Annotated in this window: 13 protein-coding genes; 8 read left to right on the forward strand and 5 right to left on the reverse strand. The window is 54.1% G+C overall.

Annotated features, from left to right (window positions below):
* The 3 genes from INT84_RS17705 to carA all read right to left on the reverse strand — a co-directional run bounded on the left by INT84_RS17705 (nt 1) and on the right by carA (nt 5,538).
* Nucleotides 1-858 (reverse strand): hypothetical protein, encoded by an 858-nt coding sequence (locus tag INT84_RS17705; protein ID WP_194207852.1) that lies wholly within the window; start codon nt 856-858, stop codon nt 1-3.
* Nucleotides 859-1,146: 288 nt separating this feature from the next.
* Nucleotides 1,147-4,371, reverse strand: a complete 3,225-nt coding sequence (carB, locus tag INT84_RS17710) for a carbamoyl-phosphate synthase large subunit (protein WP_194207853.1) — start codon at nt 4,369-4,371, stop codon at nt 1,147-1,149.
* Between the two features lie 18 nt (nt 4,372-4,389).
* Nucleotides 4,390-5,538, reverse strand: a complete 1,149-nt coding sequence (carA, locus tag INT84_RS17715; RefSeq protein WP_176918346.1) for a glutamine-hydrolyzing carbamoyl-phosphate synthase small subunit — start codon at nt 5,536-5,538, stop codon at nt 4,390-4,392.
* 65 nt (nt 5,539-5,603) lie between these two features.
* On the opposite strand from carA, the gene INT84_RS17720 reads away from it, so the two are divergent.
* Entirely contained in the window at nt 5,604-5,837 is a 234-nt protein-coding gene (locus INT84_RS17720) for a hypothetical protein (RefSeq protein ID WP_194207854.1), read from the forward strand.
* A gap of 156 nt (nt 5,838-5,993) precedes the next feature.
* On the opposite strand, the gene dapB is transcribed toward INT84_RS17720, so the two are convergent.
* Nucleotides 5,994-6,815, reverse strand: a complete 822-nt coding sequence (gene dapB / locus INT84_RS17725; protein ID WP_194207855.1) for a 4-hydroxy-tetrahydrodipicolinate reductase — start codon at nt 6,813-6,815, stop codon at nt 5,994-5,996.
* Nucleotides 6,816-6,948: 133 nt separating this feature from the next.
* The gene (locus INT84_RS17730) at nt 6,949-7,983 is read right to left on the reverse strand and encodes a LacI family DNA-binding transcriptional regulator (RefSeq protein ID WP_370529686.1); all 1,035 of its coding nucleotides are present in this window, start codon (nt 7,981-7,983) and stop codon (nt 6,949-6,951) included.
* Between the two features lie 162 nt (nt 7,984-8,145).
* On the opposite strand from INT84_RS17730, the gene INT84_RS17735 reads away from it, so the two are divergent.
* The 7 genes from INT84_RS17735 to INT84_RS17765 all read left to right on the forward strand — a co-directional run bounded on the left by INT84_RS17735 (nt 8,146) and on the right by INT84_RS17765 (nt 15,318).
* A complete protein-coding gene (locus INT84_RS17735) occupies nt 8,146-9,894 on the forward strand; it encodes a class I mannose-6-phosphate isomerase (protein WP_194207857.1) in 1,749 nt (582 codons plus the stop codon).
* A gap of 2 nt (nt 9,895-9,896) precedes the next feature.
* The gene (locus tag INT84_RS17740; RefSeq protein ID WP_194207858.1) at nt 9,897-10,325 is read left to right on the forward strand and encodes a PTS sugar transporter subunit IIA; all 429 of its coding nucleotides are present in this window, start codon (nt 9,897-9,899) and stop codon (nt 10,323-10,325) included.
* Between the two features lie 9 nt (nt 10,326-10,334).
* Nucleotides 10,335-10,829 (forward strand): PTS sugar transporter subunit IIB, encoded by a 495-nt coding sequence (locus tag INT84_RS17745; RefSeq protein WP_194207859.1) that lies wholly within the window; start codon nt 10,335-10,337, stop codon nt 10,827-10,829.
* A gap of 10 nt (nt 10,830-10,839) precedes the next feature.
* On the forward strand, nt 10,840-11,640 hold the full coding sequence (locus INT84_RS17750; protein WP_194207860.1) for a PTS sugar transporter subunit IIC: 801 nt from the start codon (nt 10,840-10,842) through the stop codon (nt 11,638-11,640).
* Entirely contained in the window at nt 11,640-12,458 is an 819-nt protein-coding gene (locus tag INT84_RS17755) for a PTS system mannose/fructose/sorbose family transporter subunit IID (RefSeq protein WP_176918353.1), read from the forward strand. Before INT84_RS17750 ends, INT84_RS17755 begins: the two co-directional genes overlap by 1 nt.
* 183 nt (nt 12,459-12,641) lie before the next feature.
* The gene (locus INT84_RS17760; RefSeq protein WP_194207861.1) at nt 12,642-13,904 is read left to right on the forward strand and encodes a PTS sugar transporter subunit IIC; all 1,263 of its coding nucleotides are present in this window, start codon (nt 12,642-12,644) and stop codon (nt 13,902-13,904) included.
* 10 nt (nt 13,905-13,914) lie between these two features.
* Nucleotides 13,915-15,318, forward strand: coding sequence for a glycoside hydrolase family 1 protein (locus tag INT84_RS17765; protein ID WP_228066334.1), 1,404 nt, complete (start codon nt 13,915-13,917; stop codon nt 15,316-15,318).
* Nucleotides 15,319-15,358: the final 40 nt, after the last annotated feature.

Genomic DNA, 15,358 nt, shown 5'->3' on the forward strand with positions numbered 1-15,358 from the left:
CTATTTTTTCAACTCAAGAATCGAGCTCATCATGGTGTGGTTTATGTTGCTCATGATCTCATAATACGTCGTCGTCTCTTCGCCGCCCGTTTTAGGATTGCGCCATTTCTCGCGATTCTGTTTTTCAAACTCCTTCAGTAAATCCTTTTGATCGCTCGCCGAGTCTGCATGAATAAACGCGGTGTAGATTTTCGTGGCGTCGTCCAGATTTTGCTGTAGCTCAGGAGAGCTGAAATGCGCGGTTATTTCAGGCTGCTGATAACGCGACTCGGTGATACGCATGTCTTGAGTGTAATCGGTGGCCGGAGAGAATTCATTGGTGTAGTAATGCTTGAAATCCTCGACCCGGAAGATTTTGGTTTTGTAATTGTCTTTGGAAGTAGAAGACATCGACTCCGGGAACGCCTCGGTCGGGTTTAGCTCCCAGCTATGCTCGAAGTTATCAATAAACAGCTCGCTACCCAGATCGTTGAACGGCCCGGTGACGGTTTGACCATCGATAGTCAGGGTATGGACATCGCTATTTTCATTCGTGGGCTGTACACCTTCCGCCAGGTATTTTTGTACCACGTAAACATAACGAGTGCGGGTCGGGTTGATAAGCCCGCTAACGCCCGAGCGGGGCCACGCGTCAAAGACGCTGAACTTAACGCTTTCGCCATTTTCCAGCGACAGGGTATGTTGTCCGGCCTCCAGTTTAATATTTTGCGTTTCTTTTGCCGGAATGGTTATTTTTTCATTATCAATCGAAATAGCTAATGGTTTCTCCGTGGGATTATCAATGAGGAATTCTTTACTGTCCCCAAAGCAGGCGGTCAATGTAATGCAGGCACCCAGAAGTAATATTCTTTTTAACACGCGTTTCTCCTTCAACGTGAAATTTGGATTTATTAAACAAACGTTTTTAATGGTAAAGGATGCCCCTGCCGTTGTGAAAAACAAATTGGCTATTAAATATAGGGGGTCAACAGAGACAAAAAAGCCAGCTTTCGCTGGCTTGAGTTGATGACAAACCGTCCGTGGAACACGGGGCGACCACCGGGTTGGGCCTCCCTCCGGGAACCCAATCCCGGTGTTTCCCCTGACAACCTATTTTGTCAGCAGTCTGAAGCCAGCTTGCGCTGGCTTTTTGTTAATGCCTGATTTTTACTTCTGAATCTGCGCGTGCATTTCCTGCACTGACGTCACCTTCTCAGTGGCATCCGCATTCAGCGCCATCGCGGTAGCAAAACCGCCATTCAGCGTGGTGTCATAATGCACTTTATATTGCAGCGCGCTGCGGCGGATCAGTTTGGAGTCTTCAATCGCCTGACGCCCTGCGGTGGTGTTGATGATGTAGGTGTATTCGCCATTCTTGATACGGTCCTGAATGTGCGGACGGCCTTCATGCACCTTGTTGACCAGACGGGGGTTGATCCCGGCTTCACCGAGCACCACCGCTGTACCGTGAGTCGCATCCAGCTCAAAGCCCTGCTTAAGCAGCTTCGCGGCCAGATCCACCACCCGCTCTTTATCACCCTCACGAACCGAGAGCAGCGCACGCCCTTTTTTCTTCATGGTCGAATTGCTGCCCAGTTGCGCTTTGGCAAAGGCTTCGGCGAAGGTGCGCCCGACGCCCATCACTTCTCCGGTAGAGCGCATTTCTGGCCCCAACAGCGGGTCAACGCCCGGGAATTTGTTGAACGGCAGCACCACCTCTTTCACCGAGAAATAGGGCGGGATGATCTCTTTGGTCACGCCCTGTTCGGTCAGCGTTCTGCCCGCCATCACCCGCGCCGCCACTTTCGCCAGCGGTACGCCGGTGGCTTTGGAGACGAACGGGACGGTACGCGCTGCACGCGGGTTAACTTCAATCAGGTAGACTTCGTTATCTTTAACGGCAAATTGCACGTTCATCAGACCACGAACCTGCAATTCAAAGGCCAGCTTCTGCACCTGCTGACGCATCACGTCCTGAATTTCCTGGCTCAGGGTGTAAGCCGGCAGCGAGCAGGCAGAGTCGCCGGAGTGGACGCCCGCCTGTTCGATATGCTCCATGATGCCGCCAATCAGCACGATTTCACCGTCGCAGATGGCGTCCACATCCACTTCTACCGCATCGTCAAGGAAGCGATCCAGCAGCACCGGCGCATCGTTAGAGACGCTGACGGCGGTCTGGAAGTAGCGACGCAGGTCGATTTCGTCGTAGACGATCTCCATCGCCCGACCGCCGAGTACGTAGGACGGGCGCACCACCAGCGGGTAGCCAATCTCTTTAGCTTTTTCGACAGCCATTTCAATCGCGGTCACGGTGGCGTTCGCAGGCTGTTTCAGCTTCAGGCGGTCAACCGCCTGCTGGAAGCGTTCGCGATCTTCTGCGCGGTCGATGGCATCCGGGCTGGTACCGATAACCGGTACGCCAGCGGCTTCCAGTGCGCGCGCCAGTTTCAGCGGTGTCTGGCCGCCGTACTGGACGATAACGCCTTTTGGTTTCTCGATGCGCACGATTTCCAGCACGTCTTCCAGGGTAACCGGCTCGAAGTACAGACGGTCGGAGGTGTCGTAGTCGGTAGAAACGGTTTCCGGGTTACAGTTGACCATAATGGTCTCGTAGCCGTCTTCGCGCAGCGCCAGCGAGGCGTGAACGCAGCAGTAATCGAATTCGATGCCCTGGCCGATACGGTTCGGACCGCCGCCGAGGACCATGATTTTATCGCGGTCAACGGACGGGTTGGCTTCGCATTCCTCTTCATAGGTGGAGTACATGTACGCGGTATCGGTGGCGAACTCCGCCGCGCAGGTATCGACACGTTTGTAGACCGGATGCAGGTTGTACTGGTCGCGCAGTTTGCGTACTTCCGCTTCGCGCACGCCCGCCAGCTGAGCCAGACGCGCGTCGGCAAACCCTTTGCGTTTCAACTGGCGCAGGAAATCAGCATCGAGGCCGTTAATGCCAACTTCAGCCACTTTCTCTTCCAGACGCACCAGCTCTTCAATCTGCACCAGGAACCAGCGGTCGATATTGGTCAGGTTGAAAACGCCATCAACGGATAGCCCGGCACGGAAGGCATCGGCGATGTACCAGATACGCTCGGCACCGGCATCTTTCAGCTCGCGGCGGATTTTGGTCAGCGCATCGGCGTCGTCAAGATTCACTTTCGGATCAAAGCCAGTCGCGCCCACTTCCAGACCGCGTAGCGCTTTTTGCAGCGACTCCTGCTGGGTGCGGCCAATCGCCATCACTTCGCCGACCGATTTCATCTGGGTGGTCAGGCGGTCATTCGCGCCGACGAATTTTTCAAAGTTAAAGCGGGGAATTTTGGTGACGACATAATCAATGGACGGCTCAAACGAGGCCGGGGTACGGCCGCCGGTGATGTCGTTCATCAGCTCGTCAAGGGTATAACCTACCGCCAGTTTCGCCGCCACTTTGGCAATCGGGAAGCCGGTCGCTTTCGAAGCCAGCGCCGAGGAGCGGGAAACACGCGGGTTCATTTCGATAACAATCAGACGACCATCTTTCGGGTTGACCGAGAACTGGACGTTAGAGCCGCCGGTTTCAACGCCGATTTCACGCAGCACCGCCATCGAGGCGTTACGCATGATTTGATACTCTTTATCGGTCAGGGTCTGTGCCGGGGCAACGGTGATGGAGTCGCCGGTATGGATGCCCATCGCATCGAAGTTTTCGATGGAGCAGACAATGATGCAGTTGTCGTTCTTATCGCGCACCACTTCCATCTCGTACTCTTTCCAGCCAATCAGCGATTCATCAATCAGCAGTTCGTTGGTCGGCGAGAGATCCAGCCCGCGGGCGCAGATCTCTTCAAACTCTTCGCGGTTATAAGCGATACCGCCGCCGGTGCCGCCCATAGTAAAGGAGGGGCGGATAATGCACGGATAGCCAACGTCGGCGGCTACGGCCAGCGCCTCTTCCATGTTGTGCGCGATACCGGAACGCGCGGTATCCAGGCCGATTTTTTTCATCGCCACGTCGAAACGGCGACGGTCTTCGGCTTTATCAATCGCGTCCGCGGTGGCACCAATCATGGTGACGCCGAACTCGTCGAGCACGCCCTGGCGCTCCAGCTCCAGCGCACAGTTCAGCGCCGTCTGACCGCCCATGGTCGGAAGCACTGCGTCCGGGCGCTCTTTTTCGATGATTTTACGCACCACTTCCCAGTGGATCGGCTCGATATAGGTCGCATCGGCCATTTCCGGGTCGGTCATGATGGTGGCCGGGTTGGAGTTCACCAGAATGACGCGGTAGCCCTCTTCGCGCAGCGCTTTACACGCCTGCGCGCCGGAGTAGTCGAATTCACACGCCTGGCCGATAACAATCGGGCCAGCGCCCAGAATCAGGATACTTTTTATGTCTGTACGTTTTGGCATGGCTCTCTTAACTCCTGATTATTTCGCGGACTGACGGTAAAGCTCGATTAACGCAATGAAATGGTCGAACAGCGGCGCGGCATCGTGCGGGCCGGGGCTGGCTTCCGGATGCCCCTGGAAACTGAACGCTGGTTTGTCGGTACGGTGAATGCCCTGCAAGGTGCCGTCGAACAGCGATTTATGCGTCACGCGCAACGTGGCGGGCATGGTCGCTTCGTCAACCGCAAAGCCGTGGTTCTGCGCGGTGATCATCACGGTGTTGTTGTCGATATCTTTTACCGGATGGTTGCCGCCGTGGTGGCCGAACTTCATCTTCACGGTTTTTGCGCCGCTGGCCAGCGCCAGCAGCTGATGGCCGAGGCAGATGCCGAAGACCGGAATGTCGGTCTCAAGGAATTTCTGGATTGCGGTGATGGCATAGTCGCACGGTGCCGGGTCGCCGGGGCCGTTGGAGAGAAAAATGCCGTCCGGGTTCATCTTCAGCACCTCTTCGGCAGAGGTCTGCGCCGGAACGATGGTCAGGCGGCAGCCGCGATCCACCAGCATACGCAGAATGTTGCGCTTCGCACCGTAGTCATAGGCAACGACGTGGAATGGCAGTTCTTCTTCGGCTTTCGCTTCCGGCAGTTCACCTGCCAGCGTCCAGCTGCCCTGCGTCCAGCTATAGGTTTCCGCTGTCGTCACTTCTTTTGCCAGGTCCATGCCGTTCAGGCCGGGAAACGCTTTCGCTTTTTCCAGCGCTAACGCCGCATCCGGGTTATCTCCGGCGATGATGCAGCCGTTCTGCGCGCCTTTCTCACGCAGCAGACGGGTCAACTTACGGGTATCGATATCGGCAATGGCGACAATGTTATGGCGTTTGAGATAAGAAGAGAGGTCTTCGGTGTTGCGGTAGTTGCTGGCTATCAGCGGCAGGTCGCGAATGATAAGTCCTTGTGCATGGACCTGAGAGGATTCTTCATCAGCTTCATTGGTGCCGACATTACCGATATGGGGATAAGTTAGAGTGACGATTTGGCGGGAGTAGGAAGGATCAGTGAGGATTTCTTGATAACCGGTCATTGAAGTATTGAAAACGACTTCCCCAACCGCCGAACCCGTTGCCCCGATGGCCCGACCGTGAAACTGGGTTCCGTCTTCCAGAACCAATAGCGCTGACTTAATCAAAACACCCTCCAGAGAATATTCACTCACTTTATTTGCATATTAATTCATAAATATGGCGTGAATCAATGCAAATTTCGTTTACCGGTGGATTTCTGGCAAACGGCGGCATTTTGCAGATAAGTCGTCTCAAAGTCAACTCAAAGCACGATTTATATTATTCTTTTGCGCCACCCATGAAGAATAGGGGCTTTTTCCCGCAAAAACCCCTGCTGCAATGCCAACGAAAACGCTTGCGCCAGCAGATAGCTGATAAAAAATTACTGAAGGGCAAAAAACAAGCGGAGAAGAAGATAATTTAGCGGAAAAGGATTTTAAAAGCGCATAAAAAGCATAATTATCGTCATTACAGACAATAATTCACGAAATTAAGGTAAAATAATAGGGCAATAAAATATTGCCCTTTGTAATCAATAGATTGAGATTACAATAACCACATCACGATGGGTAATAAATGCCTACAGGCTGTGTAAATCAAGCACATCTCGCATATCAAAAAGGCCGTTACCCTTACTTTTAAGCCATAAAGCCGATCTCACCGCACCGTTGGCGAAGGTCATCCGGCTTGACGCCTTGTGAGTAATTTCCACGCGCTCGCCGATGTCGGCAAACATCGCCGTATGCTCACCAACGATATCGCCAGCCCGCACGGTGGCAAAACCAATGGTGCCCGGCACGCGTTCGCCGGTATGCCCTTCCCGGCTATAGACGGCACAATCCTTAAGATCTTTGTCCAGCGCCTGAGCAATCGCTTCGCCCATAGCCAGCGCGGTGCCTGACGGCGCATCGACTTTATGCCGATGGTGGGCTTCAATAATTTCAATGTCGGTATAGTCGCCCATCACTTTCGCCGCTTTCTCCAGCAGCTTCAGCATGACGTTAACGCCGACGCTAAAGTTGGCGGCAAAGACAATCCCGATATCCTCGGCGGCCTCGCGGATCGCCTGTTTACCGGCCTCATCAAAACCAGTCGTGCCGATCACCATGCTTTTACCGTGTTCGCGGCAAAACGCCAGATGCGCCAGCGTCCCTTCCGGACGGGTGAAATCAATAAAAACGTCAAAGTCATCTTTAACGCTTTCAAGGCGGCTTTGCACGGCGACGCCCGCGTTTCCCGCGCCAGCCAGTTCGCCCGCGTCGCTGCCAATGAGAGAAGAACCTTCCCGCTCAAGGGCCGCGCCCAGCGCCACGCCGTCCATTGCCAGAGCCGCCTGAATCAGCTGGCGTCCCATACGCCCGCCCGCGCCCGCGATGGCGACGCGGATTTGTGCATCATGCATAGTCTTACTCTTATGTTAAAAAATGATTACAAAACGTTCTCAGGTTAACCAGCCCGACGAAAAGCTGCCAGCCGAAAACAGCGATAATAAGAAATTTATGTTAAAGCGACGCCAGTATCAGTAAAAGACATAGTTAACGAAAGCCGCACGACTCGCGCACCACTAATGCCGGAGGCAGAATGATGCTTTTAGGCGGTTCATCATTGCCCTGGATGCGGCTAAACAACAGCTCTCCGGCCTTACGGCCAATCTCTTTCGCGGCGACCGATACGGTGGTTAGCGCTGGCTGCACCAGCGCCGCCTCGCTGATATCATCAAATCCCACCAGCGCAAAGTCGCGTCCCGGCTCCCGCCCCAGTTTACGCAGCGCCTGCATGACGCCCAGCGCGACGATATCCTGATAACACACCGCGGCGGTAATTTGCGGATACTGGTTAAACAGCGTCTCCGCTACCCGTGAACCGTCGCTTTGGCTGGCCTCTGCGGTAACCAGCCATTCCGCTTTTGGCGCAATGCCATTTTCCAGCAGCTTACTGGTAAAGCCGCCGATGCGCTGCGCGCGCGTCCTGGAGCGCTGGCTGCCGCCGATAAAGGCAATATGTCGGTGCCCCAGTTTCAACAGATGCGCGGTCGCCATTTGCGTTCCCAGAAAATTATCTGTACCTACAAAGTCAAAACCCGGATCGTCCGGCGGACGCACCACCATAATGGCCGGAATATTGCGGCGTTTTAACGCCTCGAAAAAGGCACGGGGTGTCTCGCGTGCCGCGCAGAGCACCATACCGCAGGCGTTATTGCGCATTAATGAATCGACAAACTTTTGCTGCCGCTCGCAGGACTCTTCACTGTTCGCCAGAAACAGCAACAGCTCATGGCGTTCCATTTCATGACTTAATCCCGCCGTCATTTCGCCATAAAACGGGTTGGTAATATCATGCAGCAATAATCCGACCTGGTTGCTGCTGCGGTTACGTAAGTTGGCGGCGGTCTGGTTATAGACGTATCCGGACTCATCCAGCGCTTTCAGCACCCGTTCACGCGTCGCCTGCGAAATGCGTCCCCGGTTACGTAACACCATGGATACCGTCGCCGTAGAGACCCCGGCGCGCTTTGCAACCTCCGCCAGCGTAATTGTGGTCATCATCTCCTCCCTCTTTTTATAATAGATTAATCGAATAACCTTTTTAATGCCTGATTCTTTGTGACTCGATTCACATATCCCACCGCAGATCGCCCTGACCTGCCATAAATGACGGGTTAATCGCGTTAACCACTCTTTTCATATGAGGTTAATCGATTAATCTTAGCGTAGTCATTATGGAGAGATAACATGAACAAAACCCGGTATGACAGATTCCCGGAGGTGGCCGTTACGGGATATCACAATCAGGCCTGGCGCGGCTGGGAATCGATTATGGCGGTGCTGAAGGCGCGGCTTTCCGGCGCGGCCCGCACGGTGTTAGTTATCGATTGTTACCCCGGTGTACGGCTTAATGAGCTGCAATCACAGCTGTTGGCGGATTTCAACGCTGCGCTGACGATCAATAGTGAGACCGCACGAAAAAATACGCAGGCGCTGCATCATCTTCTGGCCCGTAATCTGACGGATGACCGGGTCTTTGGCGTTCTCTCCTGCCATCAGCTTCACGAATTTTTCGATGATGCGCAGCTGAACGCCTTGCGTCTACAGGTTGAGAAGATCCAGAGCGGGCTGGTGATCGTCTACGGGCCTGGCGCATCGCTGGTCCATCCTGGCGACGTGCTGATCTACGCCGATATGCCGCGCTGGGAAATCCAGCAGCGCATGCGCAGCGGCGAACTGGGCAACTGGGGCGCGGAAAATAGCGATGAAGAGATGCTCAGGCGTTACAAACGCGCCTTCTTCGTCGAATGGCGCGTTTTTGATCGGCATAAAACGCCGCTGCTCAAACGCATGGATTATCTGCTGGATACGACCGTCGCCGATGCCCCCGCGATGGTTAGCGGCGAGGCGCTGCGCGCGGGGCTGGAACAAACGACCCGGCGGCCCTTCCGCGTTATGCCGTTCTTCGATCCCGGCGTGTGGGGCGGCCAGTGGATGAAAGAAAGATTCGATCTCGATCCCTCAGCGCCGAACTACGCATGGTGTTTTGATTGCGTGCCCGAGGAAAACAGCCTGCTGCTACGTTTTGGCAATGTGCGGATCGAGATCCCCTCTCAGGATCTGGTACTGCTCTACCCCCGCCCACTGCTGGGGGAGAAAGTCCATGCTCGTTTCGGCGCGGAGTTTCCGATCCGCTTTGATTTTCTCGACACCATCGGCGGTCAGAACCTGAGTTTCCAGGTGCATCCCCTGACGGAGTACATTCAGCAGCAGTTTGGCATGCACTATACCCAGGATGAGAGCTACTACATTCTGGATGCGGAACCCGGCGCAACCGTGTATCTGGGCACCAAAACCGGAACGCAGCCGCAGGCGATGCTGGCGGATCTGCATGCGGCGCAACGCGGCGAAAAATCCTTTGACGATGACCGTTTTGTTAACGCGATCCCGGCCCACAAGCACGATCACTTTCTGATCCCGGCAGGCACGGTGCACTGCTCCGGCGCGGGAACAATGGTGCTGGAGATCAGCGCTACGCCGTATATTTTTACCTTCAAGCTGTGGGACTGGGGCCGCCTGGGAATGGACGGCCTGCCCCGTCCGGTGCATCTGAACCACGGCGAGCAGGTGATTGACTGGCAGCGCAATACCGACTGGGTGATGCAAAACCTGGTCAACCGTATCGAACCGCTGGCGGAAGGCGACGGCTGGCGCGAAGAGCGTACCGGCCTGCATGAGCGTGAATTTATTGAAACCCGCCGTCACTGGTTTACCGCCCCCGTCCTGCACCATACCCACGGCGGCGTGAACGTGCTCAATCTGGTGGAGGGTGAGGAAGCGCGGGTGGAAAGCCCCTCCGGCGCTTTTGAACCCTTTATTGTGCGCTACGCCGAAACGTTCATCATCCCGGCGAGCGTGGGCGAGTACCGCATTTCGCCGTGGGGGAAAGGTCAGGGTCAGCAACTGGCGACGATCAAAGCCTGGGTAAGGGGGTAATCATGATCCATTTTATTGTCGCCACGCATGGGCCGCTGGCGTTGGCCCTGCTGGAGAGCAGCCGGATGGTGTATGGCGAGCTACCCAACGTGCGGGCGGTGACGCTCACGGAAGAGGCGGGTATTGACGGTTTTCAACAGGCGTTTTCCCGCGTGCTGGCCGATGCCAGCGAAGGCGCGGATGGCGTACTGGTGCTGTGCGATATGCAAAGCGGCACGCCGTGGAATGTCGCCTGCCAGCGTGCATTTTCGCCTCAGACGACGCCGCCCGTGGCGGTCGTGGCGGGCGTTAACTTCCCTATGCTGCTGCAAACCGATGACGTGAGCCATTTTTGCGACGTGCAGGCCGCCGCCCGGCAACTTATCGCGCTGACTCACCCTACGCTGATCCAGGCGGTGCTGACAGTATCAGCCCAGCCGGATGATTTTTAAGGAGTTGCTATGAGTATTTCATTTGTTCGCATCGACGACCGGGTTATTCACGGACAGCTGGTGACGCGCTGGGCGAAAGAATTGCCCTGCGACGGCATCGTCGCGATTGATGACGCCGTCGCCGCCGATCCGCTCCTCTCCTCAGTGATGAAAGGTGCCGTTCCGGATACCAAAGTCTGGCTCTTTACGACCGCCACGGCGATCGAAAAATTGCCGAAGGTGATCGCCAGTGAAAAAAATTACTTCGTGATCGGCAAATCGCCGGTCACGCTACAGCGCCTTGAGCAGGCCGGGATCAGCCTGAAAAATGCCAACGGCAAAATTAACGTCGGCCCGATGAGCGCGCGTGCCAACACCACTACCATTGGCCCAAACCAGTCGGTCAATGGCGACGAGATTGCCGCGTTTAACTGGCTGACCGAGCGCGGGCACATTGTTGAATTCCGCCTGGTACCCGATGCCAGCGCTTATCAGTGGCAGGACGCCCGGCAAAAACTGAAATAAGGAGGCGACGATGTTTATTGAAGCTACATTGATCGGCATTCTCTGCTATCTCGGCGCGCTTAGCTGCCCCTGGCTACTGGGGCTGACCGGCGGCTGGTATCTGATCACCCGTCCGCTGGTCTCAGGGTTACTGGTTGGCCTGATCCTTGGCGATGTGAAAACCGGCATTATGATTGGCGTGGCGGTGCAGGCTGTGTATATCGCGATGGTGACGCCGGGCGGCTCAATGCCCGCCGATCTGAACTTCGTCGCTTACCCGGCGATTGCACTGGGCGTGCTCTCAGGCCAGGGGCCGGAGGTGGCGGTCGCGCTGGCGGCGACGATTGGCATTGCAGGCACCATTCTGTTTAACGCCATGATGGTGCTGAACTCCTTCTGGAACCATCGTGCGGACACAGCGATAGAACAGGACAACGCACGCGGTATTTACCTCAACAGCGTTATTTTTCCGCAGGCCACCAACTTCGTGCTGCGCTTTGTGCCTACGTTTATTGCCGTCTATTTTGGCGCGCAATATATCAGCGGCTTTATGGAAAGCCTGCCGAAAATCGTGCTTTCAACCATGAACGTGCTGGGTGGCATCCTGCCTGCCGTCGGGATCGCTATCTTGCTTAAGCAGATCATCAAGAGCTACTCCCTGCTGATCTACTTCCTTGTGGGCTTCGTCTGCATTGTTTTTCTCAAGCTGAATATGGTGGCGCTGGTGATTGTCGGCGCGCTGCTGGCGCTGATCCACTACAACTACAAACCGGAACCGCCGCAGAGCGTTAATGCCCCGCGCGCGGCCGATGCTGATGAGGATGAATTCTGATGGAAGAGCGCAAACTTAACCGTCGCGATCTGCGCCGTTGCTGGCGGGCGTGGATGATGCACAACCTGTCGTCAATGAGCTTTGAACGCCTGCAATCGCTCGGTTTTTGTCTTAGCCTGCTGCCGGTCGCCCGCAAGCTCTATCCGGACGCGGCGCAGCGCACGGAGATGCTGCGGCGTCACGCCTCATTTTATAATACCGAACCCCAGCTCGGGGCCATCGTTAACGGCATGGTGCTAGGGCTGGAGGAGAAACGTGCTAACGGCGAACCTATCGACGGCGAAACCATTAACACGTTAAAAGTCGGGCTAATGGGCCCGGTGGCGGGCATCGGCGACTCGATGATCCCCGGTATGTTAATTCCCATTTTGTTGAGCATCGGGATGGCGCTGGCGGCGGGCGGCAGCATCCTCGGCCCCCTGTTTTATACTATCGCCTGGCTGGCGATCATTATCCCCGGCTCGTGGCTGCTGTTTCTGAAAGGCTACAAAATGGGCTCCGGCTCGGTGGAGATGCTGGTAAGCAGCAAATCCACGCGCCTGCGCGAAGCATTATCATTGCTCGGCGTCTTTGTGATGGGCGGCGTGGCGGCCAGCTACGTTAAGCTTGGCACCGGCCTGGAGTTTATTACCAAAGAGGGGGTGAACATCCACGTTCAGCAAATGCTGGACGGCATTTTCCCCCAGCTACTCCCGCTTATCGTTGTGCTGGGAACCTGGTATTTGATGGCGAAACGGGGCGTATCGCCAGTAAAAGCGATGTTGCTCCTGCTGGTGCTGGCCGCCATTGGCGTGCTGACCGGCCTGTTCAGCGGATAAACCGCAAGCATTTTCAGCCTTTCTGGTTAATGAAAAGAGAGGCTGAAATACATTAATAAGATCAATAGTACGTTAATAACTCTTTTTATAATCAGGTCTTTTTACTCAAATAAAAACCACACCGGGAATTGCTGTTATCACTTTGTGCAGCCAATTTTTTATTCTGAACATCAGGAGATAATCATGAATAAGATAGAGGGATTTCTGGAAAAATGGCTTATCCCGACAGGAAACTGGGTGTCGCGCAACAAAACATTAACCATATTAAAAAACGCAATGGTCTCTTTAATTCCGATTACCATCGGCGGATCGTTTGCACTGATCATTATGTATTTCCCGTTTATTGAATCCGTGGTAAACGCAGAGACGCTTTTATTAGTCAGACAAATACTTTCGCCTATCGTGGATATCACATTAGAATTAATTTCGCTTTACCTTATCGTCTGCATCGCCTGGTTTTATGCCAAAGAATACGAAATTTCAGTACTGTTTACCCTGTTTGTCGTCTTAGGCTCGTTTCTGATTTTAATTCCTTTTACGGTGGTATCTGAAAACGGCACCACCAGCGTAAGCATTCCCACTCAATACCTGGGTTCTGCCGGCATGTTCGTCGGTATTTTCTCCGCTTTTTTCTCCTGTTCGCTCTATCGCTGGCTAACGTCAAAAAATCTGGCGATTAAGCTGCCTGATATGGTGCCTCCGAATGTGGCAAACTCATTTTTGTTTCTGTTGCCGTTGATTATCACCTTCCTGGTGATGGCGCTTATTCGCTTTGGCTTCTCGCTCACGCCCTATGGCAGTATGAATAAATTCATTTATGAGGTGCTGCAATCGCCGATGGTGAACATCGGTACCGGCCTCATTCCCACCGTGATCGCCGCCCTTTTCGTCCAGTTGTTCTGGTTTATGGGGTTACATGGGCAAAGTCTGGTCGGGGCGATTATGTCACCGCTCTGGCAGGTGGCCTCCACCGCCAATGCCTCGGCGTTTGCGGCCGGGGAACCGCTACCGTACATCGTCACCCAGCAGTTTATGGAGGTGTTTATCTGGCCGCAATTTTTCTCGCTGGTTATCGCGCTGGTGTTATTTGCGAAGAAAGCCACTGCGGGGGCCGAGATCGGTAAAATTTCCGTGCCCGCCGGTATATTTAACATATCAGAACCGGTGGCGTTCGGGCTGCCGGTAGTATTGAACGTTTTTATTCTTATTCCCTGGGTGCTGGTTATGGTGGTTTTTGTGATCAGCACTTATTGCTTTATGCGCTTCGGTATTGTTCCCCGGCCTACAGGCGTACAGATCCCCTGGACCACTCCGCCATTAATATCCGGCTTCCTCGCCACCAACTCGATTATGGGCGCGTTATTACAGGCTTTTAATTTATTCATTGGCGTACTTATATGGCTGCCATTTATCAGAATCATTAATAAACAGAATACGGTTAAATAAGAAGGAGCGAATGATGTTTTACCCATTCCCGAAACATTTTTCCTGGGGCAGCGCGATTTGGGCGCAGGGAACCGAAGGTGCCTGGGACCAGGAGGGCAAAGCCGCAACGGTATATGAAAAATATTACCAGTTACAGCCAGAGCGCTTTTATCAGCAACAAAGCCCTGATGAGACCTTAGACTGGTATCACCGTTATCCGCTGTATCATGATTATCTCTCCCAATTAAACCACCAGAGCTTTCGCACGTCGATCCTGTGGGCAAGATTGATGCCTGACGGCAAGAATGTCGATCCGCAGGCGAGAGACTACTACCAGACCATCTTCCGTGACTTAAAACAGCGCGGTATGGATGTTTATGTTGTGCTGTACTGGTTTGATATGCCGGTACTGTTTGAAGATCGCGGCGGTTTTGGCAATCGTGAGGTGATTGATGATTTCGTGGCGTATTGCCATACGTGCTTTGAGTTGTTCGACGATCTGGTGGATATCTGGCATATCTATAACGAGCCGCGGGTGGATGCCGACCTTAAATATTTAGATAATCGCTGCTATCCGAATATTGTCGATTTTCGCTATCACAGCCAGGTGATTTTCAATATGGTGCTGGCGCACGCTCGCGTCGTCGAGAGTTACAAACAGCATCATTTTAAGAAAAAAATCGGTTCGGTTATCGACATAAACCACGTCTATCCCCGCAGCCAGGGCGCGGAAGATATCCGGGCCGCAGAAACCTTTGCGCTGTTAAACTATCGCTGTTTTCTCGATCCGCTGATCCACGGGCGCTTTGCGGAAAACTATTTCACCACGCTGGCAGAGATCGACGCTGCGCCGCAGTTTACGCCTGACGATTTGCAGATCATCGCCAACAATACGATTGATGTCCTCGGCATAAATTACTATTTCCCCGCCAGGGTAAAAGCGAAAGAACGCGCGCCTGAAGCGGGCGAAAAAAAGGATCGCAACGCTTTTTATGATTTCTATGACATGCCGGGCCGGGTAATGAACACCTCCCGCGGCTGGGAGATTTATCCGCAGGCGCTATACGATACGCTGATGATGATTAAGCAGGACTACCGCAACGTCGAATGCTACATCAGCGAAAACGGCATGGGCGTGGAAAAGGAGTGGAACTTCCGGGGCGCAAACGGCGAAATTCAGGACGATTACCGAATCGAATTTTTGCAGCAGCATTTGCGCTGCGTACACCGGGCGGTGACAGAAGGCGTTAACCTGCATGGTTATCACCTGTGGTCGTTTATCGATTTGTGGTCGCCGAGCAATCAGTTTAAGAATATGTATGGCCTGGTTGAGTTTAATCCGCAGACGAAAGAGACGCGGCTGAAAAAGAGCGCCCACTGGTATCGCCAGCTGATTGCCGATAACGGGTTTACGTTGCCGGATAGTGAGGAGTAGTCATTTTCAGGTTGCAGGGTACGCTCTGCAACCTGATATC

The sequence above is a fragment of the Superficieibacter sp. 1612_C1 genome (assembly GCF_015234305.1).
Taxonomy (GTDB): domain Bacteria; phylum Pseudomonadota; class Gammaproteobacteria; order Enterobacterales; family Enterobacteriaceae; genus Superficieibacter.

Excerpts from the sequence above, each read along its gene's own strand:
- dapB (WP_194207855.1), bottom strand. The coding sequence starts at position 6,815 with ATGCATGATGCACAAATCCGCGTCGCCATCGCGGGCGCGGGCGGGCGT.
- INT84_RS17735 (WP_194207857.1), top strand. The coding sequence starts at position 8,146 with ATGAACAAAACCCGGTATGACAGATTCCCGGAGGTGGCCGTTACGGGA.
- carB (WP_194207853.1), bottom strand. The coding sequence starts at position 4,371 with ATGCCAAAACGTACAGACATAAAAAGTATCCTGATTCTGGGCGCTGGC.
- INT84_RS17760 (WP_194207861.1), top strand. The coding sequence starts at position 12,642 with ATGAATAAGATAGAGGGATTTCTGGAAAAATGGCTTATCCCGACAGGA.
- INT84_RS17755 (WP_176918353.1), top strand. The coding sequence starts at position 11,640 with ATGGAAGAGCGCAAACTTAACCGTCGCGATCTGCGCCGTTGCTGGCGG.
- INT84_RS17720 (WP_194207854.1), top strand. The coding sequence starts at position 5,604 with ATGCAAATTTCGTTTACCGGTGGATTTCTGGCAAACGGCGGCATTTTG.
- INT84_RS17745 (WP_194207859.1), top strand. The coding sequence starts at position 10,335 with ATGAGTATTTCATTTGTTCGCATCGACGACCGGGTTATTCACGGACAG.
- INT84_RS17740 (WP_194207858.1), top strand. The coding sequence starts at position 9,897 with ATGATCCATTTTATTGTCGCCACGCATGGGCCGCTGGCGTTGGCCCTG.
- INT84_RS17765 (WP_228066334.1), top strand. The coding sequence starts at position 13,915 with ATGATGTTTTACCCATTCCCGAAACATTTTTCCTGGGGCAGCGCGATT.
- INT84_RS17750 (WP_194207860.1), top strand. The coding sequence starts at position 10,840 with ATGTTTATTGAAGCTACATTGATCGGCATTCTCTGCTATCTCGGCGCG.